This window comes from Pseudomonas sp. E315 (assembly GCF_055406205.1).
Genome location: NZ_JBUZPJ010000001.1, coordinates 613,177 through 639,610, shown reverse-complemented (window position 1 = coordinate 639,610; position 26,434 = coordinate 613,177). Strand labels below are relative to the sequence as shown.

The window sequence follows — 26,434 nt, the reverse complement described above, 5'->3', positions numbered from 1 at the left end:
CTACAAAGGCCGAGCACCGACGGCTACCAAGCAACGCTCTGCCTCTTGCACGATCTCGGTAATCAACTGCTCACAACTTTTAAGCTCAGCAATTGCAGCGGCCACTTGCCCACAGGGCAAGATGCCTTCATCCGGTACACCGTCCACCATCGAGCGCTGCAACAGCACTGGCTGATTGGCCGCCATCACGGTTTGGGACAACGCGCCCGGGTCTTCCTTCACTGATTGTGCAAACACACTGAGCATGTGGCCCAAACTCATGCCAGTGTGTTGCTTCCACTGCCATGCGCTGCCCAATGCAATGCGCAAACGGCCAAACGCACTGGCCTTTTCCAGACGATTGATAAACACGTTTTCGATCATTCGGTGGCGCATCCCGTCGACCGCCGTAGTCACGCGAATTTTTTGCGGGTCCGCGACCTTAACGTAACGCTCAAGCGTCGCCAGCGGAGTGGGTGACTCCTGGGTCATCAAAAACCGCGTGCCCATCGCAATGCCCGCAGCGCCCGTCGCCAATGCGCCTGCCAAACCGCGCCCGGTTGAATACCCTCCGGCAGCCAGCACCGGCACTTGCACCGCATCCAATACTTGGGGCAACAAAATGGTGCTCGGCACACCGCCGGTGTGCCCTCCACCCTCGCCGCCCTGCACGGTGATCATGTCGGCGCCCAACTCAATCGCCTTGATCGCGTGCTTGACCGCGCCCACGGTCGGAATACACAGCACCCCGGCTTTTTTAAATCGCTCAATGGTCTGACGATCTGGCCCGCGCCCATAACTGACAGCACGCAAGCGGTATTCAATCGCCAAGTCGACGCACTGCGCGGCGTTCTCCTGAAACATATGAAAGTTCAGGCCGAAGTTGCTGCCACCTGTGGCCGCAATTACCCGCTGAATTTCACCTTCCAGCTCTTGCGCCCCAATGGTCGCGCCAGCCAAAAAGCCAAAGGCTCCAGCCCGAGTGCTGGCAATCACCAGATTGGCGTCAGCCACCCAGCCCATTGCCGTTTGCACGATGGGGTAACGGCAACCCAAGGCTTGGGTCAGTGCGGTTTGCAGATAAACACTCATCCGCGCTCTCCCGCAGCGGCTTTATTAGCCTGCGCCATAGCCTTGGCATCAAAGCCGCCCAGCTTGTCACCTGACAACAGCTCGTTATGGCTGTGAGCAAAGTGATGCCAGGCAAAAGCGGCATCCATCGCTGAACGCTTGCCCTGCAAATCCTCAACGTGATTAATCGCCTGCTTGGTCAGCGCCAGCCCCATGCGTGGCTGTTTAGCAATTGCTGCGGCCAAGGCATACGTGCCGGCTTCCAGTTCATCGCGCTTGAACAGACGATTGACCATGCCCATTTGATAGGCGCGCTCGGCGTTCATGCGGTCGCCGGTAAACAAAAACTCTTTGGCAATTCGTGGGTTCAGCTCATACGGGTGAGCAAAATACTCCACCCCCGGAATCCCCATGCGCACCACAGGGTCCTGAAAGAACGCATCGTCACTGGCCACAATCAGATCGCACACCCACGCCAGCATCAACCCGCCGGCAATGCACGCACCCTGCACCATTGCGATGGTCGGTTTGGGCAGTTCACGCCAGCGCCGACACATGCCCAGATACACCTCTTGCTCGCGGGCATACAAATATTCACCCCCTGGCTTATTGGTGTGGTCCCACCACAGGTGCGCGCGGTCAAACGACTTATTGATGTCGCGCCCCGGCGTGCCAATGTCATGCCCGGCTGAAAAGTGTTTGCCATTGCCCCGCAGCACAATGACTTTCACCGCGTCGTCATTAACCGCCCGGCGAAACCCTTCGTCCAACGCATAGGTCATCTGCGAGTTCTGCGCGTTGTTCACCGTAGGCCGGTTAAGCGTCAGCGTGGCAATGCCATCTGCCACGGTATACAGCACCGGCTCTTCGGTCTCATACACAGCGCCATCAGCCCGCTGCACAAATTCATTGTCACTGCTCATGCTGACTCCTTGGCCTCAGGCCTGGCGAATACCAGGCGGATTGCCCTTAAGCGCAGCGGCGCGGTAGTCATGAGGATCAAGCCTGCGAATCATTGCCAGTTGCTCCAGCGTAGGAGCCACGGTTTGCTTGAGATCAGCAGCCTTAAGCAAGGGGAAGCCCGTTTGTGCCTGAACGTCTTCAAAGCTCACTCCCGGGTGCAACGAGCGCACTTGAACAGCCCGGCCCGGGCCACCAAAGTCCATCACGCACAAATCGGTAACGATCAGACGAATGTCCATCAAATCGCGGCGCATGCCCTCTTCCCAGCGCTCATCCTTAAAACCCACGCCAGACACCATGTCCACTTCGCCTGAGACAAACGCCCGGGTGTTATGGGCCGGCACAAAAAACGAGTTGATGTGATTGATGCTGTTACCCGGCAAGCCGCGCACCCCCAGCATTGCCACTTTAGGTTTTTGATAATCGCCAATACACGACAGGTTGGTCTGCCCCCAGCGGTCGATCTGGGTCGGGCCGATCATTGCGTGGCGGCGACCACCCCATACACATTCAAATACCCGCTCAAACGACAAGTACCCTGAATAACGCGGCACAAAGTCACCACGAGGCCCAAGCGGAATCGGTTCTTCAACCAAAAACGCCTCGCTGTCGGTCATCAACAGTTCCGGGCTATGGCTTAACTTCGCCAGGCTCGCGCCCAGACGCGGGATCACGCCCAGCCCCGAAGCGACCACTTCACCGTTGTCACGCCAGGCTTCACTCGCCGCCACGATCAACAGTTCCGCCAAGGTAAATTCACACGTCGCAGTCATGGTCATACTCCTTAAAACACAGGCAGAGGCAAAGTGCTCAACCGATCAACACCGCCATTGCTGGCCTGATAAGCGCTTTCGCCCGGCGTCACAAACTCGGCCATATAGCCTTGCCAACCGCCGTCCTCCCCAGCACTGGCGCTGTAACGCTTCAAATGGCTCATGTCCCAGCCGTAATCAGACGGACACGACGTGGGGTGGGCGCCAAACGGCGCGTGTACTACGCCACTCACCAAATAACGCTCGAAGGTGTTAAAGCGCGCTTGCGCCGCTTCCAGACTCAAACGTTCTTCAATGCGCTCACACGACACAAAACACTGCTTGGCTGCACGAGCAAACAGGTGATCAAAATACGGGTCGGCGCCAGTCACCAATGTATTGCCCAGTCGATCGGCCACGTTGACATGCAAAAAAGCGATATCCAGATTCAGCGCGGGCATCGCCAGCAGCACTTCACCATCGTCATAAGGTGACTGCACCTGCTTGATGTCTGGGCTCATACGGCTGACATCGGTGGCCAACCCGCAGCGTGTTGGCAAAAACGGCAAACGCATGCCCGCGGCACGCAACCCCCATTGCAGCATGCCTTCATCCAGCTCCATCAGCTCCAGTTCACCGGCCTCACGGGCTTTGCGAAAGTAAGCTTCCAGCGGAATCGCATCCAGCGTGGCAAAACCAAATACCAGCTTTTTGACCTTGCCCGCGGCACACAACATGCCGACTTCAGGGCCACCGTAAGCAACCACAGTCAAGTCCTTGACGTCCGAACGCAGGATCTCGCGAACAATCGCCATCGGCTTGCGCCGTGGGCCCCAGCCACCAAATCCGATGGTCATGCCATCACGCAATTGGCCGACCACGTCCGCCGCTGTCATTTGCTTGTTCATGTGATGCTCCTTACTGCGCAGACACAGAAAAATCGTGGCCCCACAGGCTTACCCGGGTGAATTCAAATGCGCTGTGGTCTTTCCAGTCCACCAGCAGACCGCCATAGCCGTACTCCAGATCAAAACCTGAAGGGGTTTTCATATAAAACGAGGTCATGCGGTCATTCAGGTGCTGGCCGAGAGTGGCCGACAGCGGCACGTTATGGGCGATTCGTCGATCATGAGCACGGCCCACTTCCGTCATCGACTCAACCTCAACCATCACGTGTACACAGCCCGAAGGCACTGGGTATTCGGCCAAAGCCAAACTGTGGTGGCGGCTGTTTTTGCAATGCAAAAAGTGGATGCGAACCGGCGGTGCTGACGGGTTTGGCCGGAAGTTAAAAATGTCCGACAACTCAAACCCCAGCACCTCTTTGGCAAACGCCAGCGTGGCGTCAAAATTGGGCGCAGGCAGCACGGTGTGACCCAACCCCATGTCCCCGGTCAAAAAGCCCGGCACCCCCTGCGGCGACACAAACGGCTGGCAATCAGAACGATGGCCCCAGCTCAGCTCGTGGTGATTACCGGAAGGGTCGGTGACCTGCAATAGCGCTTGCACACCCCGCTGATCACACTGCTCAGCGCTGCCGAGTTGCCAGCTGACGTCTGCTTGCTCCAGGGTTTTGATGGCCACGTTAAAGGCGCTTTCGTTGGCCAACTCCCAGCCGGAAGCCAAATAACGTGACTCACCGCCGGGCACAATCAGCATCCGAAATGGGCGCTCGTCCATCTTCACGTACAACCCACCACCGGGGGCTTCAGTGACCATCATCCCGAGAACGTCTTCGGCATAACGCTGCCACTGGTCAGGGTCGGCGGACTCTGCAACGAAGTAGCTCAAACCACGAATGTCGATCATGCCTGCTCCTCAATGCCTGTTTTTATTGGCTGAGGGCAGTATGGGAAGGAAGGTTGGGGGGCTCATCGTCCGTTGAGACTAAAGGCTGGCAGACGGTGTCAATATCCATTTGATGTATCGCGGCACTGTACGGGTGGAGCCCTTACGCCAGCTCATGTTTGATAAACGTATCAACCCGTGGGAGCTGCCGTAGGCTGCGGTCTTTGGATGGTTTTGGTTTGGGTTTGGGTTTGGGTACATATCCATTGGGGGCGCCACGGCGCTCTACGGGTTGCGCCCTTACGGCGCGTCACTTTTGACAGACGCCTCAAAAGTAACCAAAAAGTCTTGCCCCTCCATTGGCCCTCGCTGCGCGAAGGTTCCCTCATTCCATCGCCGCTCCATGGGTCGCGCCGTACGGGCATCCATGCCCTACAGCGCTAACCCGGCTCCTGCCGGGTTACCCACTGCGCAACGATTACATTCGGCCGGCTGGCAAGGGGCTTTTGAGTCGTCTGGACTATTAGGGGGCAGCAGTTGGTTTTTTAGATAAAACCTGTAACTGTTTTTCGCTTTTTCGCTTTTTCGCTTTTGATTTTGATCTACAGGCCCCTTCGGAAGGCCGAGTGTAGGTTCTGCGCAGTGGGTCTCCCGGCAGGGAGCCGGGAGAGCCGTGTTGGGCCAAGGATGGCCCGTCACGGCGTGCCCACGGAGCGGGGCCGTAGCGAGGGAACTTGAGCGCAGCGAAAGCCGCACGCTGGGGCAAGGCCTTTTTGGTTACTTTTGCGGCTGTTTGGCAAAAGTGACGCGCCGTAAGGGCGCAACCCGTAGAGCGCCGTGGCGCCCCCAACGGATATACACCCCGGCCTAAAAGATCAAAAGATCAAAAGATCAAAAGATCAAAAGATCAAAAGATCAAAAGATCAAAAGATCGCAGCCTGCGGCAACTCCAACCCCCCCACCCAAATAACAGGCAATGGTTTTCACATATAAAGAATCACCAACTCATTAATCACCGAAGGCCGCTCATTACCCAACACATGCGTATTGAGCTCCAGCGTCAATTGAGTCCCACTTTTAACCCGTTCCACCTTCTTGACCCGTGCCCGCGCATGAATCGTCGAACCCGCAGGCACCGGCGACGGAAAACGCAGCCGATCCGAACCATAGTTGACCATGTTGCTGAACCCAGTGATTTCATACCCCAAATCCAGCTTCAATTTCGATTGCAGAATCTGAACCAACGCCCCATGAGCAATGGTGCCGCCAAACGGACTTTGCTTACGCGCACGCTCAGGGTCGGTGTGAATCCAGTAGTCATCACCTGACAGTTGAGCGAAGGCATCAATCAGCCCCTGATCAACCACAATCTGATTACTCCACGGGCCGAACGTTTCGCTGACAAGCGTCTGCAACGTGGCCTCATCATCCAGTGCTATTTGGCGCACAGGCGCTTTATCAGCCACTGGCTCTACAACCGGCTGCTCTGTGCTGCGTAGACCTTTGAGTTGGCTAGGGTCTTTATCCAACCCGGTAAAGCGCAACAACCGCGTGCCTTTGGCATCAACCTCGGCAAATACAGGCTGCAAACGCATGCCGATTTTGACCTCAGCCTCGTCCAGCCCTACCAAGTTGCTGTTAATGCGCACGCCTTGGTCCAGCTCGATCACGGCCAGTATCTGCGGCATTTCATCAGCGAAGTCAGGCAAGGTGGCGATCCGGGTCACGGTAAAGCTGTACAAGCTCGCACCACCGCTCACCTCACGCCAGGTCAGTTCATGGGCCAAGCAGACCGGACAGTGCCGACGCGGGTAGAACACCCAGTGGCTGCATTGGTTGCACTGCTGAATCAGCAAGCGTTCAGCTTTTAAACCTTCCCAGAACGGCGCAGAAATCTCGGTCGGGATCGGCATTGGTTTGTTATTCGACATTGGATTTATGCTCCCTGAAGTATCAACGCGCCCTGCTCACTCATGACGCCACCGGTGCCCGAGACGTACACCGTGTCACATCGTTTGAGCTGACGCTCACCCGCTGCACCGGCAATTTGTGTCACTGCCTCGATCACCTGGGACATGCCGCCCGCAGAGCCCGCCTGACCAAAGCTGAGCTGGCCGCCGTGGGTGTTCATCGGGAAGTCGCCGCGCCAGGTCAGGTCGTGCTCGCGCACAAAACTCATGCCTTCGCCTTTGGCACAGAAACCTGCGTCTTCAAGGGTCAGCAAGGCGGTGATGGTGTAGCAATCGTAGATCTGCGCGGCATCAACGTCGGCAGGTTTGAGCCCTGCCATGTCGAACGCTCGACGTGAAGCAGGGCCAATCGGTGTGTGCACCATATCAGCGGCATAAGACGGCGACTTGAACGCCAGGTGCTCACCAAAACCGGTGATGAAAGACGGCCGTTTACGTGCGCGAGCGGCCACTTCTTTATTGGTGATAATCATCGCGGCACCACCGGCCACCGGCATCACGATTTCCAGCACATGCAACGGGTCCGCCACTTTTTTGCTGGCCAACACTTGCTCGATGGTCAGTGGTTGCCCATAAAACATGGCTTGCGGGTTGTATTGGGCATTGGTGCGCTGATCGACCGCGATTTTGGCCAGCGCACGCGGGTCGTAACCATATTGAGCGGCGTAACGCTGAGCAATCATCGCGTAACCGGTGTTCTGGCCCATGTGCCCGTAAGGCAAATCGAACTCTGCTTCCGGTGCGCCAAAAGCAGTGCTGTGCCCGCCAAAACGCATGGCTCGTGCCATCCAGCTCGGGTCTTCGTCCGGGCCCATCGGAGCCATTCGCGCGGGCAATACGCACAGCACCGCTTGGCACAAACCTAACTCAATGGCCGCTGCCGCGCGCCAGACCATGCCCACCGAGGTGCAGCCACCCAGGTCAACCACTTCGGCAAAGTTAAGACGCAACCCCAAGTATTCAGCCGCCATTGCAGGCACGAACACTGAGGCCTCATGAAACTGCGGGCCGTTGATCACCAGCCCGTCCAGATCCGAAGCTTGCAAACCGGCATCGCGCAGCGCTTGTGCGGCCAAATCTGCAACTTGCTCCAGATGGAACATCCTCGGGGCCGTGGCATATTTTTCGGGTTTGTATTGTGCGCTGCCCACAATGGCCGCATGACCTTTAAGACCCATAGGTTTCTCTCTTTTGCGGTTCAACACGCCCTGCAGGCACACGCTGGCGCCTGCAGGTGTTGGGGTGGATTTAGAACGAGTACTTCATTGAGAACGTGGCGTAATCACGATCGGCCAGTGGACGGTAGATCGGGTCAGGCTCGCCCAGATAAGCGATGTACTTGAAGGACATTTCCAGGTTGCTCAGGTATTTGAAGGTCGTGCCCGCACTCAAACGTCGATCTCCGGCAACACCGGCGATGCTCCCGGACATGGGCGCTGCACCGCTGAACACGTTGGAGAAGGTAAACGGCACTTCAAGGTCCCAGCCAGTGAACACGCCGGGATAGCTGAACGAAGCCCCCAGTGTGTAAGCGCTGGACGAACGCGTCCGCCACGCTGATGCGGTTTTATAGGCGTAATCATTTGAAGGTTTAACCGAAGGCGCCATCGGTGCAATCAGGTTGACGTCTGTCAGGTTGGGCGCCCCCGACACATCGTCCACATCGTCTACGCGCACGGTGATGATTTCACCCGTCAGCGTGGTCTGGCTGGCCCACGGTTGGTCACCCAGAATGCGCATGGCCGACAGTTGTAATTGCTGCCCTTTGCCGCGGGTGGGCACAGGGCCCAGGCCGGTGTTAACCATCACGGGCGCGCCATCACGGTACGACCATTCAGCCCCGACCTGAACCTCACCCAGCTTGGTGGTGGCGCTCACGCCGGTCAGCTTGATGTCATCAAAGTACTTGACCCGATAACCATTGGTTTTGTACATGAACTGACCATTGCCCAGCGCCACCGCGTCGTAACCGACTAAGCCTGTGGCCGGGTTTTTGTCGTGGTACACCACATGAAACAGCGACATTTCAAGGGACGAAATTGGGCGGAAGCGGACTTGTGCACCCCACTGCCCACTGTCGCGTGGTTCATCGGTGCCGCGATAAGGGATCATCCCGCTTGGCGTAACCGCACTGACCGGACTGTAGATAAAATCGCGCCCCGGCCCAATCACATCAGACGTCGACAGGTAGCTGCCTACAGGCGGCAATTCGGTGCCTTTCCATTCGTACTGCACGTAAGCGCCGAGTGTCACTTCTGGATTGATCCGGTAAGAGGCCGACACTTGTCCGACCGGCAGCAGCACTTCCTTTACCTCAACACCCGGTTGCGCGGCCTTGACCGCATCAGACGGGTTTTGCACACCGTTTACACCGGGGTAGTAAAGGCTCTCGCCCCACGACTCAATATGGCGCCCTGCCTTGACGTCGAGCATGGTGTCGTTTTCAAAACTCCAGCCACCAAACACATACGCATCGAGCAATCGCGTGCGCCCGCCGCTGTAATAGCGGGTGTCGCTGGTGAACTCGTCATTGCTCCCAAATTTGTTGACTGTCTTGGGTGAGTCGTTGTCATTGGAGCGGTGGTAAACATCGTCATAGAAGGTACTGGCCCGCACCACTGCGCCGTAGTTGTCTTTGCGCAAAATCATCTCGCCCAGCGCCCCCACTCGGTTAGTGGTGAGGCTATGGCGGTCGAAGTTGCGGTTGGCATCATCAACGTTCACCCCCATCAGCCGGTCACTGGCGTTACCCAAACGCATGCCAATCCCGTAACTGGTAGTCACTGACCAATCGATGGTTGCGCCGTTATCAAACTCGATGGTTTCCCCGGCCCATAGCGGGCTGGACACCAGCGCGACAGCGACGGCCAGGCCGGTGACCTGAACGCCATGCGGGCGCGACACAAGACATTTATTGTTATTTTTATTAATCACACTGCCTCTCCTGATTAGCGACTCGGTGGCCGCATCGATGGGTTCAAGCGTCATTGCGTTTTTCGGCGCTAGCGCCCCGCTCACAACAGCACGAGCGGGTCGAACTTCGAGACTCCTGTCGGTGCTCGTCGATAACGATGCAACCCTCCTTGCTCCTCGCGAACGAGTGTTCCCTCGGCCATCAGGTAGTTGGCGTGAGCCAAGGTCTCCCCAAGGGCCATCATTTCGTCAAAACGGCCTGAAAGCTTTTTGAACAACACCGCCATCAGTTCCAACGCCGTGCGGGGTTGATCGCATGCCTGCAACAGCAGCTGTAAATGGCCGTGATGGTGATCGCGCAACTGATCCAGTCGCTGATGCAAATTGAAAAACGGCCGCTCATGGGCCGGTAGCACCAGCACGTTGTCGGGGATTACCCGCAGCCGTTCAATGGAGTCCAGCCAGTCACGTAACGGATTGGCCTCAGGTTCGGTGACATGCACGCTGATGGTTGAGGTAATGCGCGGCAGTACCTGATCGCCAGAAATCAGCAAGCCGTCAGCCGCCGAATATAAACAGGCGTGTTCAGGCGAATGGCCGTTGCCCACCACCACCTGCCAGCGGCGATGACCCATCGTGATTTCGCTGCCGTGGCTTAGCCTGCGAAAGCCGGCCACTGTTTGCGGGCGAAAATGCGAACTCTGGATCATGGGCAAGACCGAGGCGGTTTGCTCCTGACTGAAACCGGCCTTTTGGTAAAAATCGATAAATGCCCAATCAGGCTCTGCTGCAACCGGTGGCCCGTGATGCAACGCATCAAATTCACCAAGGGTCATTAATACGGGGCAGCGGAAACGCTCAGACAACCACCCCACCACCCCGGTGTGGTCGCTGTGAAAATGGGTGCAAATCACTGCTTTAAGTGGCAAGCCCTGCAGCACCTCGACAAACACCTGCTCCCACACTGCGCGGCACTGCTCGCTGTTAAGGCCGGTATCAACCGCCACCCAACCGTCGCTATGGCGCAGTAAATACAGGTTGATGTGATCCAACCCAAACGGCAGCGGCATGCGCAGCCATAGCACCCCATCAGCAACAACCTGCACCTGCCCATTGGCAGGCGGTTTCGGCCACGGATACCGCAAGCCGTCACGCCACTCGTGACCCTGGGCGTCGAGTTCAGTCATGATCCGACACCACAAACGGTGGCAAACCCGCGCGGGCCAGCACCTGCAACGAATATGGCTGATAGGTGCGCGTACTTTCGTCACGTACATACAGCGGGTCGCTGAACAACTCAGCCCCATAGCCCTGGCGCTGCAAGTCGACCTTGCGCAGTTTGAAGGTACTGGTCAGATCGGCCGCTGCTGATACCCGCACAAAGATCGGCGCGGCGTAACGCGGCAAGCGTGCTTCGGTTAGTTCATACAGCGCCTGAGGGTCAAACGCGTGGCCGCTTTGCATCAATACCGCCGCCATTCCGGCCCGGCCTTCGTGCTCCGGCACCTGCACGCCATAGACATTGATCAACTCAAGGCCGGGCAAATCGCTCAGGGTGTCGGCCACTTCCAGAGTCGATACGTTTTCGCTTTTCCAGCGAAAGGTATCGCCAATCCGGTCAACGAAATAGAAGTAGCCATCCTCGTCGTATCGCAGCAAATCGCCGGAACTCCAATACGCATCGCCCGCTTCAAAAACGTTGCGGCGAATCTTGCTTTCTGTGGCTTCGAGGTTGGTGTAACCCTCAAATCGCCCGCCGCCAACCTCAGGGTGATTGACGATAAACCCCATCGCCTCGCCCACTTCGCCAGGCTGACAAAGCTGGTAAAAACCGTGCTCGTCACGGGGATGGCAGTCGCTTTCAACGTCGTAACGCACGAGCCGCAAGTTGGTGCGGCTCCAGTCCGGCACGCGACCGCACGAGCCCACATAGTTATCAACATTGATCAGGTTGGCATTGGCCTCGGTGGCGCCCCACCCTTCAAACACCTGAATCGGGCCGAAGCGCTCGATCCAGCGCTGCCAGGACTCCGGCGTCAACCCCGCCCCCAGCATGTAACGCAAACTGTGCTCGCGCTCACCCGCCACCACAGGTTGGTTGAGCAGGTAACGGCAAATTTCGCCGATGTATTGAAACACGCTGATGTTATTGCGTTGCACGTCCTGCCAGAACTCGCGCACGCTGAATTTACGCCGCACCACAATGCTCGCACCCACTCGCAAAGCCGTAGACGTCACAGAGGTGGCCGCAGCGCCGTGGTACAGCGGCAAGCAGCAGTAGAAAACATCTTCGCAAGTGGCGCCCAAAGTGACTTCCATCACATCGCCCGAAGACATCCAACGCATATGGCTGTAGCGGGCGGCTTTGGGCAAACCCGTGGTGCCCGAGGTAAAAATCAGCAGCGTAGTACTTTCGGCCGTGATCCCGGCCCTTGATTCGCGGGGGAACGCCGTGAGTGGCGCACGCGCTATTTGCTCGCTAACCGTTGAATCGACACAGGCCGGCAACACGCCCTGATAAGGCGTTTGCGGGTCTTCTATCAACCACCACGGCACATCGGGCAAGTCTTCGGTGGCCAACAAATTGGCTAAGCATTCCTCCCCCACTACCACCGCTTTAGCGCCTGTGGATTCCAGTGCATGCACCAGTGGCTTGCCGTTGACCTGAGTGTTGATAAACGCCACCACGGCGCCAAGTTTGACCAGCCCAAACCAACTGAAGAAAAATGCCGGGCGATTTTCCATCGCAATCGCGCACACATCGCCAGGGCGCAGGCCGTTGTCGTAAAACACGTGTGCCATGCGATTGGCTTGCGCATCGACCTGGGCATAGCTCAAACGCTGGTCGCCGTAGATCAACAAGGGGCGCTCACCAAAACGCTGCGCTTGAGCCTCCAGCCGATCAGCCAAGGTATAGAGGTCTTGCGGTTTGATCTGCGCGCTGGCCGCAGAACGCAAGTCCAGCAACGCTTGAGTCTGCTCCCGTGGTACAGGTTGCTGTTTAAGGGGCGTGGCGGCGCTGATGCGAGTCATATCGTTCATGGCGCCACCGAGTCGCACGGTGGGTAATCGCTGTAGCCTTCAGGCCCGGGCGAATACAGGGTTTTTCGGTCAAAGCGCGCCAATGGCAGGCCCTGGCGCAAACGCTCGACTAAATCCGGGTTGGCAATAAAGTGGCGGGCAAACGACACCGCCTCCCCCTGCCCGGCTTGCAGCGCTGCCTCTGCTGATGGCCCGTCAAAACCGTCGTTGAGAATCAGCCCACTGCTGCAGTAACGCTGAGCCAAGGCAAAGGCGTCCAGTTCAGCCAACGGCGAACGCATGATATGCACGTACGCCAACCCCAACGGCTCGGCCGCTTCGCACAAGGCTTGCGCGGTGGCCAGCGGGTCGTCGTCGCTGATGTCGTTGAACGGATTACCGGGGCACAAGCGCACCCCAACCCGGCCCGCACCAATGGCCGAAGCCATAGCGGCTAATACCTGTGCGGGAAAGCGCATACGGTTTTCAACACTGCCGCCGTAGGCGTCTTGGCGTAGATTGCTGCCCGATGCCATAAATTGCATCGGCAAATAGCCGCTGGTGCAATGCAACTCAACGCCGTCAAAACCGGCGTGGCGCGCATTCAACGCCGCTTGCCGATAGTCCTCAATTACGAGGCTGATGTCTTGTAGCGACAACGCCTGCGGCTCGTCTGTGTCCACCAACCCCATTTGGTCAGTGAACAACTGAGTGCGTGCACGCAGTGCCGAGGGCGCCACGGTCGCGGCTCCAGCAGGTTTGTTGTGCGAGCAAGCGGCGCGCCCTACGTGCATCAATTGCAGAACAATCAGCCCGCCTTCAGCATGTACGGCATCGGTCACAGCCTTCCAGGCGGCCATTTGCTCGGCGTTATAAATCGCAGGCGTGCGGCAATAGCCCAGCCCGTCGGCCGAAGGCGCTGTACCTTCGGCAACAATCAACCCGGCCGAGGCGCGCTGACGATAGTACTCAACCATCTCAGGGGTCGGGACGCCGTGCTCATCCGCGCGGCTGCGGGTCATGGGGGCCATCACGATGCGATTGGCCAACTGCAAATCGCCCAGACGCACGGGCTCAAACAAAATGCTCATAGAGGTTCCTCAACGCACGCGAATCTTGGGCGCGCCCGCACCGCGGCGCAGGGTGGCAAGAAAGTGCTCAACCGGCGCCGCAGCAGCCACTTGAGGGAGCTGGTCTTTATCAGGACGCGCAGCCCAAAATTCGGTCCAGGACGGAAACAAGTCGTGAAAGGTTCCCGCATAGGGTTCACGCCCCGGCCAACGCATCTTTTGCGTACCAATTGGCGGTTTATTCAGGTCACTGGCGTACCAGTAACAGGGCAAGCGTCGACGAAAATACCAACGCCCCTGCATGCGTTCGTAGTCATCCCAATAGAGCATTTGCATGGTCACCCACTCGGGGCCAGTCTCATGCTCGTTCTTGGAATACACCACGCCCACGGCATGGTCAGGGTCTGTGAACTCAATCAAGTGCTGACCCAAATGATGAGATGTGCCGTGGAACTGATCGCGCAGGGTGTCGTCAACCCAGGCTTTGAGGTGCGCACGCCCTACTTTCTCGCGCCCGACCCGAATGTCTTCGGCAAATAAATTGACGTGGGCATCGAGGTCACGCATGTCCAGCGACAATGAATATTTACCCGCCAACTGGCGAATTTCCTCAATCGACTCCAACCGATCGAGACGGGCAAGCAAGGCGTTCTGTTCCATAAGCGGTGTCCTTAAAACGATCTTTAACAGCCTGTTACCGAGCGGCCAACGCCTGCCCGGACGACGCCAAATCCGGCCTATTCCAAAACCGTGTACAACTCGCTGCTGCGCCCACCATCAACCGGCAAGCTGGCGCCAGTGATATAGGAGGCTTCGTCGCTGGCCAAAAATAGAATGGCGTTGGCCACCTCAACGGGCTGGCCCACACGCTTGAGCGGGATCAGTTTTTCGGTGTTGATGCGGGTTTTGTCATCGGCCAGCATGCCGCCGGTGGCAGGGGTTTCGACCACGCCGGGAATCACCACATTGCAGCGAATGTTATGGCTCGCCCCTTCACTGGCAGCAGCGCGGCTGAAGTTGATCACGGCTGCCTTGGCCGCTGAATAACCCGCCATCCAAGGCGTGCCGAACAAGCCGCAAATCGACGCAATATTGATGATCGATCCGCTGCCCTGAGCACGCATCAGCCCCATAGCCGTACGGGTGCCCCAGAACGTGCCATCCACTGTGGTTGCGAAGTTCGAGTGCCAGTCTGCGGTTGATGTGCTGTCAATCGCACCCCAGCTGTAAGCCATCGCGTTGTTGACCAAAATATCCAGCCTGCCATTGCGCTCAGCGGCGGCGGTAATGGCTGCAACATAAGCGGCTTCAACACTGACATCGGCCACTGCACATTCGGCGCGACCACCGACGTCGCGGATTTTCGAGGCCACGGCCTCCAGTGGTTCAATGCGTCGACCGCACAACACTACCAAGGCCCCTTCTTCGGCAAAACGCAGCGCGGTGGCTGCACCAATGCCAGAGCCTGCACCCGTGATAAAAGCTACTTTGCCCTGCAAACGTGTACCCATGACTTGCTCCCCCACTTCAATGCCCATCGCTTAGATAAACGCCATGCCGCCGTTGACGGCGAGGTTTTGGCCGGTGATAAAGCTGGCGTCATCACTGGCCAAAAAGGCGGCGACACGAGCGATCTCATCGGTTTTACCCATACGGCCCAGTGGGATGGCCTGGAGCATGGCCTGCATCCAGTCTTCTGGAATGTCGGCCATCATCGGGGTGTTGGTGGGGCCAGGAACGATGGTGTTGACGCGGATACCTTGACTCGCCAGCTCGCGGGCCATGCTGCGGGTCAGCCCCATAACACCGGCCTTGGCTGCGCAATAATGGCTCGGGCCTTCGCCCGTCATCGCAGCTGTACTGGAAATATTGATCACCACGCCGGGCGTGGCTTTCTCAAGCATCAACTTCACGGCTTCACGGCTGCAAAAGAAGGTGCCTGTCAGGTTGACGCCTATCACCCGCTGCCAGTTTTCGTCAGGCGTTTGAGTGAAGGCATCAATGGAGCCGATGCCGGCGTTGTTCACCAGAATGTCGAGCTGCCCAAAACGCGCAACCACTGCCGCCATCGCCGTGGCGACCGAGTCGCTGTCAGCCACGTTGCAGCTCACAGCCATCGCCTTGTCGCCCAGTCCAGCAACGGTTTTTTGCGCGGCATCCAGATTGATATCTGCGGCCACTACCACAGCGCCTTGCTCTGCAAAATGTTGAACAATCGCCTGGCCCATGCCTTGGCCCGCACCTGTCACAAACGCAACTTTGTTGAGTAACTTCATTGCAGCCTCCCACTCGCCAACAGCCAGCCCGACCACAGCGTGATTGGCTGAGGGCGGAATATGGGAGCAATCATTGACTGCGCAAAAAAGCACAACATCGTCCGATGAGACTAAGTGCCGATCGCGCACGTGTTGCAAACCTTCAGCAGTCATGAGCAAGCTCGCGCCCGCCAAGGACGCACGATGAGCAAGTGGTCTAAATGGACGATGTAGTCCATACCCGGCCTATGGAAGATCTGGCCCACTAGAACAAAATCGGGAGCACCCGTTGTGAACTCATCCTTGCGACCCACTTGGCGAACCCACTACGCGTTAGGCGTATTGGCAGCTATCTATGTTTTTAACTACATCGATCGATTGCTGATGGCGATTCTGATCGAGCCGGTCAAAGCCGAATTCGGCATTTCCGATACGGGCATTGGCCTGCTGTCGGGCGTGACCTTTGCCGTGTTCTACACCGTGTTCGGCTTTCCTTTGGGGCGTTTGTCTGACCGTATCGGGCGCAAGCCGGTCATTGCACTGAGCTGCATTGCTTGGAGCGTAATGACCATGTTCTGCGGTTTAGCGGCCAGCTTTACGATGCTGGTGGTAGCCCGAATCGGGGTGGCCATTGGTGAGGCGGGAGGCACGGCCCCGTCAATGGCGATGGTGTCTGACCTATACCCGCCAGAACGCCGTTCAACCGCTTTGTCGGTGCTAATGCTCGGTTCCAGCTTGGGCGCCATTTTCGGTTTGGGGCTGGGCGGCTGGATTGCTCAGCATTACGGTTGGCGTGCTGCATTTTTGATCATTGGAGCGCCGGGTATTTTCCTCGGGTTGCTGCTGATGTTCACCGTACGGGCGCCCAAGCCTGCGCAATTGGTCAAGTCCACCCAAGTGACCCAAGACCATTGGGCTGTGACGGTGCGTCAACTGTTCCAAACCCCTTCATTTTTGTGGATTGTGCTGACGGGCGGCTCGGCAGCTATAGCCGGTTACGCCATCGGCACCTGGAGCCCCAGTTTTCTGATTCGCTCCCACGGCTTGAGCCTGCAAGACGCCGGTTTACTGGCCGGTGTCGCAGGAGGCGCAGGTGCAACTTTGGGCACCCTGACGTGCGGCATATTGTGTGACCGCTTGGTGCGACGCGACAAAGGCTGGCAAATCGGGGTACCGCTGCTGGGCACACTGATCAGCATTCCATTTGCTTTGGCTTACTTCCTTTGGCCAACCGGCACTGCGTTCTTTGTGGGTAGCACGCCTGTACCTACAGCGTTCCTGTTTTACGCCGTGTTCAGCTTCTTCGGCACGTGGTGGGCAACGCCCTGCCTGAGTGCGATCTCGCATTTATTTCCGGCCACGCGGCTGGCGCAAGCCACCGCTATTTTCGTGATGTCGATGACCTTGCTTGGCGTGGGTGTGGGCCCGCTGTTAATCGGCATGCTCAGTGATGCGTTCGCTCACAGTCTTGGTGCAGAAGGCCTGCGCTACGCCCTGGCCTCTTGCGTTTCGCTGTTGGTGGTGGCCGCCGTGTTTTTGGCCCTGGCCTTGCCGCGCTACCGCAACTACCTGACCCATCCGACCCGCACCACCGCCCCTGCTGCTAACGCAGTGACAGCCTGACTTTTGGAGATGATGTGATGACTGAACAAGACCTGCCGTTGCCCATTGGCCATTTCGTAACACTGGACAACGGCTTGCGCCTGCACTTTCTCGACGAGGGCAGCGGCCCAGTGGTGTTGTGGCTGCATGGCAGTGGGCCCGGGGCCAGCGGTTACAGTAATTTCAAAGGCAACTACCCGCAGTTCGCCGCCGCTGGCTTTCGCAATCTGGTGGTTGACTTACCGGGTTTTGGCCGCTCCGACAAACCTGAAGATGCCCAGTACAATCTGGATTTTTTCGTTAACGCCGCGTCGGGTTTTCTCAAAGCATTGGGGATCAAACGCGCTACGTTGCTGGGCAACTCACTGGGTGGTGCTATTGCTCTGGGCCTGGCGCTGGCCGAACCTGAACGGGTCGAAAAACTGATTCTGATGGCGCCAGGCGGCGTTGAAGAGCGTGAAACCTACTTCAAGATGATCGGCATCCAACGCATGGTCGAGCTCTACAACGCAGGCCCGCTGGGCATCGAGCAAATGCGTCGAATCATGAGCCTGCAGCTGTTCGACAGCTCGCAACTGGACGATAACTTGCTGGCAGAACGGGTGGCCGTGGCGGTGCATCAACCGCGCAACCTGTTCACAACCATGCTGGTGCCAAACATGACCGAACGCCTTGAAGAAATTCAGGCTCCCATCCTCGGGTTCTGGGGTACAAACGACAACTTCAACCCGGCCAGCGGCGCACTGAAAGTGCTCAACCACGCGCCCAACGCCCGTTTCATCATGCTTAACCGTTGCGGCCATTGGGTGCAGGTGGAGCACCGTGAGCTGTTTAATAAAGCGTGTCTGGAGTTCCTTCGCAACGCATAACTAACCTCGCAGAAGCTGGCCTCACCCGCTTCTGCGTTGATGTTGTCTAGACCCTTCTCAAATCCCGCTCGGGCTGAAATAACAATGACAAAATTCCCTCAGTTACTGGCACCTGGTCGCATTGGCTCTATCGAACTGCGCAACCGCATCATCATGGCGCCTATGGGCTCCAACTTCGCCGAAGCCGATGGCCATTGTGGTGAACGGATTCAAGCCTATTACGAAGCTCGCGCCCGAGGCGGCGCAGGGCTGCTGATCATGGGCGTGTGCTCGGTAGCCTTTCCGGCGGGCACCGCCGAACCCTTTCAGGTGGGCGTGTCGAGCGATGACTTCCTGCCGGGGTTGAGCCGTCTTGCTGAGCGTGTGCATCAGCACGGCGCCAAAATTGCCATGCAGTTGCAACACGCGGGCAAAACCTCAGTACGCGACATGGCCGAAGGGCGTCAATTATGGGTGCCCTCAGTCCCCCCGGTTTTACAAAGCGACATGATGACCGCCCTGACACCCGAAGAACTGGCCAACTTTGTCAGCTCAATGCAGCGTCGCGCTGAAGGATCACCCATCCGGGTAATGGACAGCGCCGACATCGCACAAATGATCGAGTGGTTTGCCAGTGCCGCTGAGCGCGCCAAACGCGCAGGCTTTGACGGTGTAGAACTGCACGCGGCCCACGGTTACATCATCGCCGGTTTTTTGTCGTCCTATTACAACCAGCGTGAAGATGGGTACGGCGGCTCACTGCAAAACCGTGCACGGTTGCTGCTGGAAATCATCGCTGCCGTGCGCGCTAAAGTCGGCCACGAATTTGCCGTGTGGCTTCGGCTGGACGCCGAAGAACTGCACACTCCCGGCGGCATCAGTCTGGAAGATGCCAAGACCGTAGCGCGCATGGCCCAAGAGGCAGGCGTGGACGCTGTCAGCGTATCGGCCAGCGCCCGCATTACCAGCGGCGAAGTGTTTACCGAGGCGCCATTGGTGCATAAGCCCAACGGGTTTCTGGAATGGACCGCAGCCCTCAAACGTAGCGTGCAAGTGCCCGTGATTGCCGTCGGCCGCATTGAACCTGAGGCCGGGGAAGCAGCACTAAAACGTGGCGACTGCGATTTCATCGCTATGGCCCGCAAACTGTTAGCCGATCCCGAGCTGCCCAACAAATTGCTCAATGGCCAAGAACAGGCCATTCGCCCGTGCATTTACTGCTACGTGTGTGTCAGCCAGATCTTCATCAACGAGCGGGTCAAGTGTGCGGTCAACCCCATGACCGGGCACGAGTTCGAATACGTCATCAGCCCGGCTATTACGCCCAAGCATCTGGTTATTGTCGGTGCAGGCCCAGCGGGGATGGAGGCGGCCCGAGTCGCTGCCCTGCGCGGCCATCGCGTCACCTTGCTCGAACGCAGCGACCGCCTGGGCGGCACCTTGTTTTTTGCCGGCTTGGCCTACCCCGAAAACGCACGACTGCTTGAAAACCTGCGTTTTCAAGTGCAGCAATCCTCAATTGATATCCGCTTCAATACCCAGGCCAGCCCTGCCCTGCTTCGTGATTTAGGCGCCGATCAGGTGCTGGTGGCTGTGGGTGCCGAACGTGCAGCGCCAGCCATCCCCGGAGCTGATCAAGACTATGTCTGGAGCGGCGACGAACTGCGCCGCCTGATGACGGGCGACCGCGCAGATGAAATTGCCAAGCGTAAACTGTCGTTCACCCAGCGCTCGCTGATGAAAGCCGGGAGCTTGGCGGGAGTCACCGACAGCACAGAAGCGATGCAAAAACTGTCTCGGGTGTGGATGCCGCTGGGCAAGCGCGTGACCATTATCGGTGGTGGGTTGGTGGGGCTGGAACTGGCGGAGTTTCTGATCGCTCGTGGCCGTCAAGTGACGGTGCTCGAAAGCGGCACCCACTTGGGACGAGAACTGGCCATCGTCAGGCGTTGGCGCGTGTTGTTTGAGATCCGCGTACATGGGGGGGCATTGATTACCGGGGCCAGTGTCACGGCTATTGATGGTAACTGTGTGCGTTATCAATTAGCGGATGGCCAGCAGGCTGAAAGCCTGGCGGACTCAGTGGTATTGGCTATTGGCGCACAGCCTGATACGCGCTTGCTGGACAGCCTGGTTGATGCCGGGTTAAACGCCAGCAGCATTGGCGACTGTCAGAGCATTGGTTATATCGAAGGTGCGATCAGCGCGGGGCATAAGGCCGGGCGCGAGGCTTGATGAGTCGTATCCATTGAGTTGATGCGATGGTTGTGTTGGAGCTGCCGCAAGCTGCGTTCTTTTGATCTTTAAAAGATCGCAGCCTGCGGCAGCTCCAACGCATCATCATCTGGCTTTACACCGGCTAAACGCTTAACCCCCCAAAACCAAAAAGCCCTGTCGTTACCGACAGGGCTTAGGGTCAAACGCTAAGGCTTAGCGCCCCATCGCACGCGCCGCATCAGCGGTGTATTGATCAGGCTTAAACTTGCCCTCGTTTAGAATCGGCCCCTTCTTGGCCTCGTTAGTCATGCCGTAGCCCGTGTATTGCCCCGAGTTCAAGTCCATGAAGAACTGTGAACCGGCTTGCCAACCGCTCATGTCCGGGTGGTAGTAATAGTTGATCATCGCGTGCTTCCACAACTGCCCACGGGCGTCGTAGTTGTCGGCCATGACCGAGTTCCAGGTGTCTTCATCAACAAACAGCACCCGCTTACCATACACATGGCGGTAGCCTTCTTTAAGGTCGGCTTCTACCACCCAGACGCGACGCAGCTCATAACGCATCAGGTCAGGATTGGGGTGGTTGGGCGTTAGCATGTCGGCATATTTAACCGTGCCCGCGTTGGCTTTGAAGGCGTTGGCCGGGCTGTAGATTTCACGCTTGCCAATCAGCTTCCAAGTAAAACGCTCTGGCGAACCGTTAAACAAACGGTCTTCGTCTACTGTCATGGTTCCGTTGGTACCAATCATCGGCTGGTCATAGCCATAACCCGGCAACAGACGCACACGTCGGGTCGAAGGGCTGTAGCTCCAGGCCTGACGAGGGTTTGTCAGGAAGTTGTAGGGTTCGTGAGAGATGCTAATGACGCCATTGTCACGCGCAGGCTTGAGCGTGGTGTTGTTGCCCATCGCCTGAATTTTGTCTTCCGTGCGCGGTTCAACCGTCGGCGAGTTGGCTTGTGACATGCTGCGAGCATAAGCACGCCCCCATCCGATGCTGCCATTGGGCAGTACAGACGCCAGGTCGCTGGTTTTTTCTTCGGTATAGGCGCGAGCCGGAAGCTGGTGGTTCCACAGCACTTCCATGCCGTTTTTGGGGATCGGAAACGGTACCTGGCCAAGACCCTCGACGCCCATGCCATCATCGACCAGTTTGGCGTTCAAGGCGTTACTCATGGCGCGTCGGCACACGTAGTCCGGGTAACGAAAATCACGATGCCCCGGATAGATATTCATTTTGTAAGTGGTCGGATAGCGCTTGAGTAACGCCTTCTGGCCATCCGTCAGTTTGTCTTCGTACTGACTCATATTTTGCGCGGTGATGACCAAAATCGGCTTTTCATCGGCGTAAGGGTCGATCGGTTGATCGCCTGAGTATTTGACATGGTTCCAACCGGGTACTTCGCCCAGGTATTTGCCGGTGTACGGTGGGATGGTGCCCGCCGCATTCCCGGCTTTTTCAGCACCCACACAGGTTAGCTCATTACCCAACTTGGCCGCCTCTGCGGGGGACACTTGAGCAGAAGCCGTTCCAGTGACGAGCACATTGGCTGTCATGGCGGCTGCGAGCATTACGCCTGTTCTTGTTATTTTCATGTATTGCCTCCTACGCGAATAAGGCTTGCTGTGGGTGTGCATCCATTCTTCGCCATCTACAGGCGAGTACATCGTCCAGAAAGACTAAGCAGGGCACGAAATGGGTTTGCGCTCGGTCATGGGGTTTTGAAAACCGGCTTGCAAGGCACATTGGCAACACGTAAACCGCGCGAGCTCACCCGGCATGACCTTCGCTCGAAAACCGTTCGTTCAGACGGTTACCCATTGCTCTTTGAGCAAGCCCTTAAGCATCTTGCCCGAGGCATTGCGTTCAAATGGGGTGTGCTGAACATGGATCTGGGCCGGGACTTTGAACCCCGCCAGACGCTGAGCAATGAAGTTGCGCACTGCGTCACTGTCCGGGGCATGCAACGATTCTGTGCGCACCACCAGATACACCACTTCGCCCAACACGTCATCGGGGACAGCAAAGGCTGCAGCCTCAATAACACCGGGTATTTCACAGGCACAGGACTCAACTTCTGCCGCCGCAATTTTTTCGCCGCCACGGTTGATCAGGTCTTTGGCACGGTCGGTGATGTACAAAAAGCCTTCGTCATCCAGCAGCCCGATATCGCCAGTGTCGAGCCAACCATCACGAAGGGTTTGTGCGCTGGCTTCGGGCAGGTTCCAGTAGGCACTCATCAAGGTCGGCGAACGTAACCAGATCAACCCGCTGACGCCGTTAGGCAAGGGACAATCGGGGCTGTCACCGATGCGCACGTCAACAATCGGTAACGGCCACCCTGCCGCAGCCGGTTTGTAAACAAACTGATCTCCACCGATCGCCGCGCCGATGCCATTGCTTTCGGTCAGCCCGTAGCCACTGCCGCCCACGGCTTCAGGCTTGCGTTGAGTCAGGTGCGCCAACAAGCTGCTCGAAGGCGCAGCCCCCCCTAAACCCAGACCAAACAAACTGGCGGTGTCGGCAGTGCCAAAGCGCGGTGATGTGAGCAGTTGCTGCATCATCACCGGGGCACCGTTGAACTGCGTACAGTGCTCATCGCGGATCAGGTCGAAGGCTTTTTCAACGTCCCATTTGTACATCAGCAACAAGCGGCGACCGCTGCGCAACGCGAGCAAAAACTGAGCATGCAAGCCACTGACATGAAACAGCGGCACCGCCATCAAGGTGGTCGGTGCATAGCCACTGTTGATCACCACGCTGATGCGCTCGGGCGAACTCATCGCGCAGAACGCGCCCTGAAACTCCAGCGCTACCAACGCCTGACACACCGCACGGTGGGTCGAAAGCACGCCTTTGGCCAAGCTGGTAGTGCCAGAGGTGTAGAGAATCAGCGCCGGGTCATCGGCGTGTACTTTCAGTTCCGGTGCCGTCAGCGGCTCCGCAATCAACAGGTCTTCTAGCCGCTGGCAGTGTTCTTCCAACGGTTGTGCTTGCATCCCGACCACGATGCTGGCCAGCCCTTGTTTGCGCAGATCGGCTTCAAGCAGTTGCAAGCGTGGTTCGTCACACAGTAATAACTGCGCACCGCTGTCTTTTAGCCCGTGAAACAGCTCATCACGCAGGCCCCAGCTGTTGAGCGGCACACACACTGCGCCGCAACGCTGGATTGCCGCAAACGCCACCAGCCAGGCAGGTTGATTGCGCATGGCAATCGCGACTCGATCCCCCTGACGCACACCGAAGCGGCGGCTCAATTGCCCGGCCAACCGATCCACTTGATCAAAAAATTGGCTAAACGTCAGGCGTTGCTGCTCCCAGACCAAAAATTCCCGGTCGCCATGTACCCGGCCGCTGTCAATGGCAGCCCAAACTGTGTCAGCGCTATGACGAAAAAACTTCGCCCCGCTCTCGGGTGCACTCTGCACTTCATAAGGCGAGCCGGCACCAATCAATTGCTGCCAAGCGCTCTGCCATTGCTCAAGCTTCATCTTGTTATTCTCCTGACCCGAATCATTGGCAACAGGCTTAAACGTGCGCGCACTCAAGCGTTGCGTAGCGCTCACAGTGATAATCGGCATCACCAAGGCAGGCCTGCGCCACCCGAATGCGCTTGAGGAACAACCCAACATCCAGCTCGTCGGTGACACCAATGCCGCCGTGCATTTGCACCGCTTCATTAGCAACATTGATCGCGGTTTCACCGGCTTTCCATTTCGCCAGACTGGCCAGACGCTGACGTTCAACCTCGCTCAAGCTGGCATCGTCCAATGCCGACAAGCCCGCCATCACCGCGCTACGCGCCAGTGACAACTCGACGTATAACTTGGCCGCCCGGTGTTGTAGCGACTGAAAGCTGCCGATGGCCACGTCAAACTGAACCCGGGTTTTGAGGTAGTCGAGGGTCATTTCAAACAGCTTTTCCGCCATGCCCAGCAGTTCAGCCGCCAAACACACACGGCCTCGATCAAGCGCGGTATTCAACGCGGGCCATGCGCAGCCCAGTTCACCCAGCAATGCGTCAGGCCCAACCTGCACCTGCTCCAGATGCAACTGCGCATGGTTACGCGAGTCGATCAGGCGCAAAGGGCTGACAGTCAGCCCCACAGCATCAGCCGGCACCAAAAACAGGCTGATGCCCTGCTCCGCACCTGATGTTTGCGCGGTGCGCGCAGCCACCAAATACGCATCCGCCGCCAGCCCATCAATGACGAAGTATTTATGCCCGCTCAGGCTAAAACCGTTGGCGTTGGGCACGGCTTGCAAAGCCACGTGCGCCGGGCTGTGGCGAGGGCGCTCGTCCAGAGCCAACGCCAGACGGCGCTCACCACTGATGGTGCTCGATAACCAGCAGTCTTGTTGTTGCGCATTGCCTTGCAGGTGCAACAACGAGCCGCTGAGCACAACGCTCGATAACAAGGGCGAAGCGGCCAGATTGTTACCGGCAGACTCAAAAATCGGGCCCAGCCCCATGCAGCCAAAATCCAGCCCTCCAAGGTTTTCCGGGAAAGGAATCGCGCTCCAACCCAGCGCCACAGCGTCTTGCCACAGGCGTGCATCAAATCCGTTGGGGCGTTGTTCATCACGCAACGCACGTTGCAACGACACCGGGCTGCGCGCCGCCAGGAACTCTCGGGCGCTGTCAGCCAACAGCCGTTGTTCTTCGCTATAAAGCAGGGTCATGGTGAGGTTCCTTACTTCGCATCAGGCAGGCCGAGGACCCGCTTGGCGATTACATTGAGCTGGATTTCCGACGCGCCGCCAGAAATCGTCAGGGCAAAACTGTTTAACCAGCCGCGGGTGATGGCCTGTTCCTGAGCACTGAAAGCCTCTTTGTCCCAGCCCAATGCGTGATAGCCCATCACGTCCAGCAGCACTTCGAACTTGTCGCGCTCCTGCTCGGTGTGCACCAGTTTCATGATCGACATCAGCCCACTGACGTCCTGACCAGCACGGGCTTGTTCGCCCATGCGTTGCACCGTCAGGTTGTACGCCTGCTCGTTCATTGCGCAGCTGACTGCGCGCGCCACCAGTGCGTGTTCGCTTTGCCCTGTGGGTTCAGGCAAGTACTCGTCCACAAGCGGCAACAGATGAAAATGCGTCGGCAAACTGAACTCGCCGAACTTGGACATGGCTTTGCGCTCGTGCTGCAACAGCCGTTTAGCCAAGTTCCAGCCCCCATTGATCGGGCCGATCAATTGGCTTTTCGGCACTTTGACGCCATCGAAAAACACCTGACAAAACGCCGATTTACCACTGATCAAATCAATTGGTGCAACGCTGACGCCGGGGCTGTTCATGTCCAGCACAATCAGGCTAATACCTGTGTGCTTCGGGGCTTTAGGATCGGTGCGTACCAGTGCGTACATCCAATCGGATTTGTCGCCATAAGAAGTCCAGATCTTGCTGCCATCGACAACAAAATGATCGCCTTCGTCCCGCGCCGAGGTTTTCAAGCTGGCCAGGTCTGAACCAGCATTAGGCTCGGAAAACCCCTGACACCAGCGCACTTGACCGCGAGTCATGGGGGTCAAGAGGGTCTTTTTCTGCTCCTCGGTGCCGAACTCCAGCAACACCGGGCCGAGCATCCAAATACCGAGGTTGATTTGCGGCGGGCGGCACTTAAGGCGGCGCAGCTCGCTTTCCAGCACCGCGGTGTACTCGGGGCTCAGCCCACCGCCGCCGTATTCCACTGGCCAGTCCGGGCAAAACCAGCTTTTGTCACGCATGCGGTCAAACCAAAGGCGGGCGTCTTCGTCGGGAAACTCCACCTCGCGCCCGCCCCAGACCAACTCCCCTTCAGGAATCGTCTTGCGTTGCGAAAGCGGGCAATTGGCTTCAAGCCATTGGCGGGTTTGTTCTCTGAACTGATCAATCGTCGTCATGCTTTTTTACCTTTCGGGTAACTGAATCCTGTTGCCGTGCCCAAGGTACGAAGGTTGCGAATATTGGGCCCTTAACGGCTCGCAGCCTTCGTGCCTCGA

At 57.7% G+C, this 26,434-nt stretch carries 21 protein-coding genes; 3 read left to right on the top strand and 18 right to left on the bottom strand.

What is annotated here, in order from left to right; all coding sequences use genetic code 11:
• The 14 genes from ACZRJQ_RS02970 to ACZRJQ_RS02905 all read right to left on the bottom strand — a co-directional run bounded on the left by ACZRJQ_RS02970 (position 1) and on the right by ACZRJQ_RS02905 (position 15,803).
• Entirely contained in the window at positions 1 to 1,071 is a 1,071-nt protein-coding gene (locus tag ACZRJQ_RS02970) for an NAD(P)H-dependent flavin oxidoreductase (protein WP_463976906.1), read from the bottom strand.
• Entirely contained in the window at positions 1,068 to 1,973 is a 906-nt protein-coding gene (locus tag ACZRJQ_RS02965) for an enoyl-CoA hydratase (protein WP_463976905.1), read from the bottom strand. The genes ACZRJQ_RS02970 and ACZRJQ_RS02965 overlap by 4 nt, the downstream gene beginning before the upstream one ends.
• 15 nt (positions 1,974 to 1,988) lie before the next feature.
• Entirely contained in the window at positions 1,989 to 2,786 is a 798-nt protein-coding gene (locus ACZRJQ_RS02960; RefSeq protein ID WP_463976904.1) for a CoA-transferase subunit beta, read from the bottom strand.
• Between the two features lie 11 nt (positions 2,787 to 2,797).
• Positions 2,798 to 3,673 carry a CoA transferase subunit A gene (locus tag ACZRJQ_RS02955; RefSeq protein ID WP_463976903.1) on the bottom strand — a complete coding sequence of 292 codons (876 nt, stop codon included), beginning with the start codon at positions 3,671 to 3,673 and terminating at the stop codon, positions 2,798 to 2,800.
• A 10-nt stretch (positions 3,674 to 3,683) separates the two neighbouring features.
• On the bottom strand, positions 3,684 to 4,574 hold the full coding sequence (locus ACZRJQ_RS02950) for a VOC family protein (protein WP_463976902.1): 891 nt from the start codon (positions 4,572 to 4,574) through the stop codon (positions 3,684 to 3,686).
• Between the two features lie 962 nt (positions 4,575 to 5,536).
• The gene (locus ACZRJQ_RS02945; protein ID WP_463976901.1) at positions 5,537 to 6,484 is read right to left on the bottom strand and encodes a bifunctional OB-fold nucleic acid binding domain-containing protein/MaoC family dehydratase; all 948 of its coding nucleotides are present in this window, start codon (positions 6,482 to 6,484) and stop codon (positions 5,537 to 5,539) included.
• 5 nt (positions 6,485 to 6,489) lie between these two features.
• On the bottom strand, positions 6,490 to 7,701 hold the full coding sequence (locus tag ACZRJQ_RS02940; RefSeq protein WP_463976900.1) for a thiolase family protein: 1,212 nt from the start codon (positions 7,699 to 7,701) through the stop codon (positions 6,490 to 6,492).
• 70 nt (positions 7,702 to 7,771) lie between these two features.
• A complete protein-coding gene (locus ACZRJQ_RS02935; RefSeq protein ID WP_463976899.1) occupies positions 7,772 to 9,457 on the bottom strand; it encodes a DUF1302 domain-containing protein in 1,686 nt (561 codons plus the stop codon).
• Positions 9,458 to 9,537: 80 nt separating this feature from the next.
• Positions 9,538 to 10,623: an MBL fold metallo-hydrolase gene (locus ACZRJQ_RS02930; RefSeq protein ID WP_463976898.1), complete on the bottom strand. Its 1,086-nt coding sequence runs from the start codon at positions 10,621 to 10,623 to the stop codon at positions 9,538 to 9,540.
• On the bottom strand, positions 10,616 to 12,478 hold the full coding sequence (locus ACZRJQ_RS02925; RefSeq protein ID WP_463976897.1) for a long-chain-acyl-CoA synthetase: 1,863 nt from the start codon (positions 12,476 to 12,478) through the stop codon (positions 10,616 to 10,618). The genes ACZRJQ_RS02930 and ACZRJQ_RS02925 overlap by 8 nt, the downstream gene beginning before the upstream one ends.
• Positions 12,475 to 13,548, bottom strand: a complete 1,074-nt coding sequence (locus ACZRJQ_RS02920; protein WP_463976896.1) for an alkene reductase — start codon at positions 13,546 to 13,548, stop codon at positions 12,475 to 12,477. Before ACZRJQ_RS02920 ends, ACZRJQ_RS02925 begins: the two co-directional genes overlap by 4 nt.
• A 9-nt stretch (positions 13,549 to 13,557) precedes the next feature.
• On the bottom strand, positions 13,558 to 14,187 hold the full coding sequence (locus ACZRJQ_RS02915; protein WP_463976895.1) for a nuclear transport factor 2 family protein: 630 nt from the start codon (positions 14,185 to 14,187) through the stop codon (positions 13,558 to 13,560).
• 77 nt (positions 14,188 to 14,264) lie between these two features.
• A complete protein-coding gene (locus ACZRJQ_RS02910; protein WP_463976894.1) occupies positions 14,265 to 15,038 on the bottom strand; it encodes an SDR family NAD(P)-dependent oxidoreductase in 774 nt (257 codons plus the stop codon).
• A gap of 30 nt (positions 15,039 to 15,068) precedes the next feature.
• Positions 15,069 to 15,803: an SDR family NAD(P)-dependent oxidoreductase gene (locus ACZRJQ_RS02905; protein WP_463976992.1), complete on the bottom strand. Its 735-nt coding sequence runs from the start codon at positions 15,801 to 15,803 to the stop codon at positions 15,069 to 15,071.
• A 270-nt stretch (positions 15,804 to 16,073) separates the two neighbouring features.
• On the opposite strand from ACZRJQ_RS02905, the gene ACZRJQ_RS02900 reads away from it, so the two are divergent.
• The 3 genes from ACZRJQ_RS02900 (at position 16,074) to ACZRJQ_RS02890 (ending at position 20,467) form a co-directional block, all read left to right on the top strand.
• Positions 16,074 to 17,405 carry a spinster family MFS transporter gene (locus ACZRJQ_RS02900; protein WP_463976893.1) on the top strand — a complete coding sequence of 444 codons (1,332 nt, stop codon included), beginning with the start codon at positions 16,074 to 16,076 and terminating at the stop codon, positions 17,403 to 17,405.
• A 17-nt stretch (positions 17,406 to 17,422) separates the two neighbouring features.
• Positions 17,423 to 18,253, top strand: a complete 831-nt coding sequence (locus ACZRJQ_RS02895; protein WP_463976892.1) for an alpha/beta fold hydrolase — start codon at positions 17,423 to 17,425, stop codon at positions 18,251 to 18,253.
• A gap of 84 nt (positions 18,254 to 18,337) precedes the next feature.
• Positions 18,338 to 20,467: an oxidoreductase gene (locus ACZRJQ_RS02890; RefSeq protein ID WP_463976891.1), complete on the top strand. Its 2,130-nt coding sequence runs from the start codon at positions 18,338 to 18,340 to the stop codon at positions 20,465 to 20,467.
• 195 nt (positions 20,468 to 20,662) lie between these two features.
• Here the strand turns inward: ACZRJQ_RS02890 and ACZRJQ_RS02885 are convergent, their stop codons facing one another.
• The 4 genes from ACZRJQ_RS02885 to ACZRJQ_RS02870 form a co-directional block, all read right to left on the bottom strand.
• Positions 20,663 to 22,045 carry a DUF1329 domain-containing protein gene (locus tag ACZRJQ_RS02885; RefSeq protein WP_463976890.1) on the bottom strand — a complete coding sequence of 461 codons (1,383 nt, stop codon included), beginning with the start codon at positions 22,043 to 22,045 and terminating at the stop codon, positions 20,663 to 20,665.
• Positions 22,046 to 22,255: 210 nt separating this feature from the next.
• Positions 22,256 to 23,941, bottom strand: coding sequence for a class I adenylate-forming enzyme family protein (locus ACZRJQ_RS02880; protein WP_463976991.1), 1,686 nt, complete (start codon positions 23,939 to 23,941; stop codon positions 22,256 to 22,258).
• A gap of 37 nt (positions 23,942 to 23,978) precedes the next feature.
• A complete protein-coding gene (locus ACZRJQ_RS02875; protein ID WP_463976889.1) occupies positions 23,979 to 25,133 on the bottom strand; it encodes an acyl-CoA dehydrogenase family protein in 1,155 nt (384 codons plus the stop codon).
• An 11-nt stretch (positions 25,134 to 25,144) separates the two neighbouring features.
• Positions 25,145 to 26,335 carry an acyl-CoA dehydrogenase family protein gene (locus tag ACZRJQ_RS02870; protein ID WP_463976888.1) on the bottom strand — a complete coding sequence of 397 codons (1,191 nt, stop codon included), beginning with the start codon at positions 26,333 to 26,335 and terminating at the stop codon, positions 25,145 to 25,147.
• Between the last annotated feature and the right edge of the window lie 99 nt (positions 26,336 to 26,434).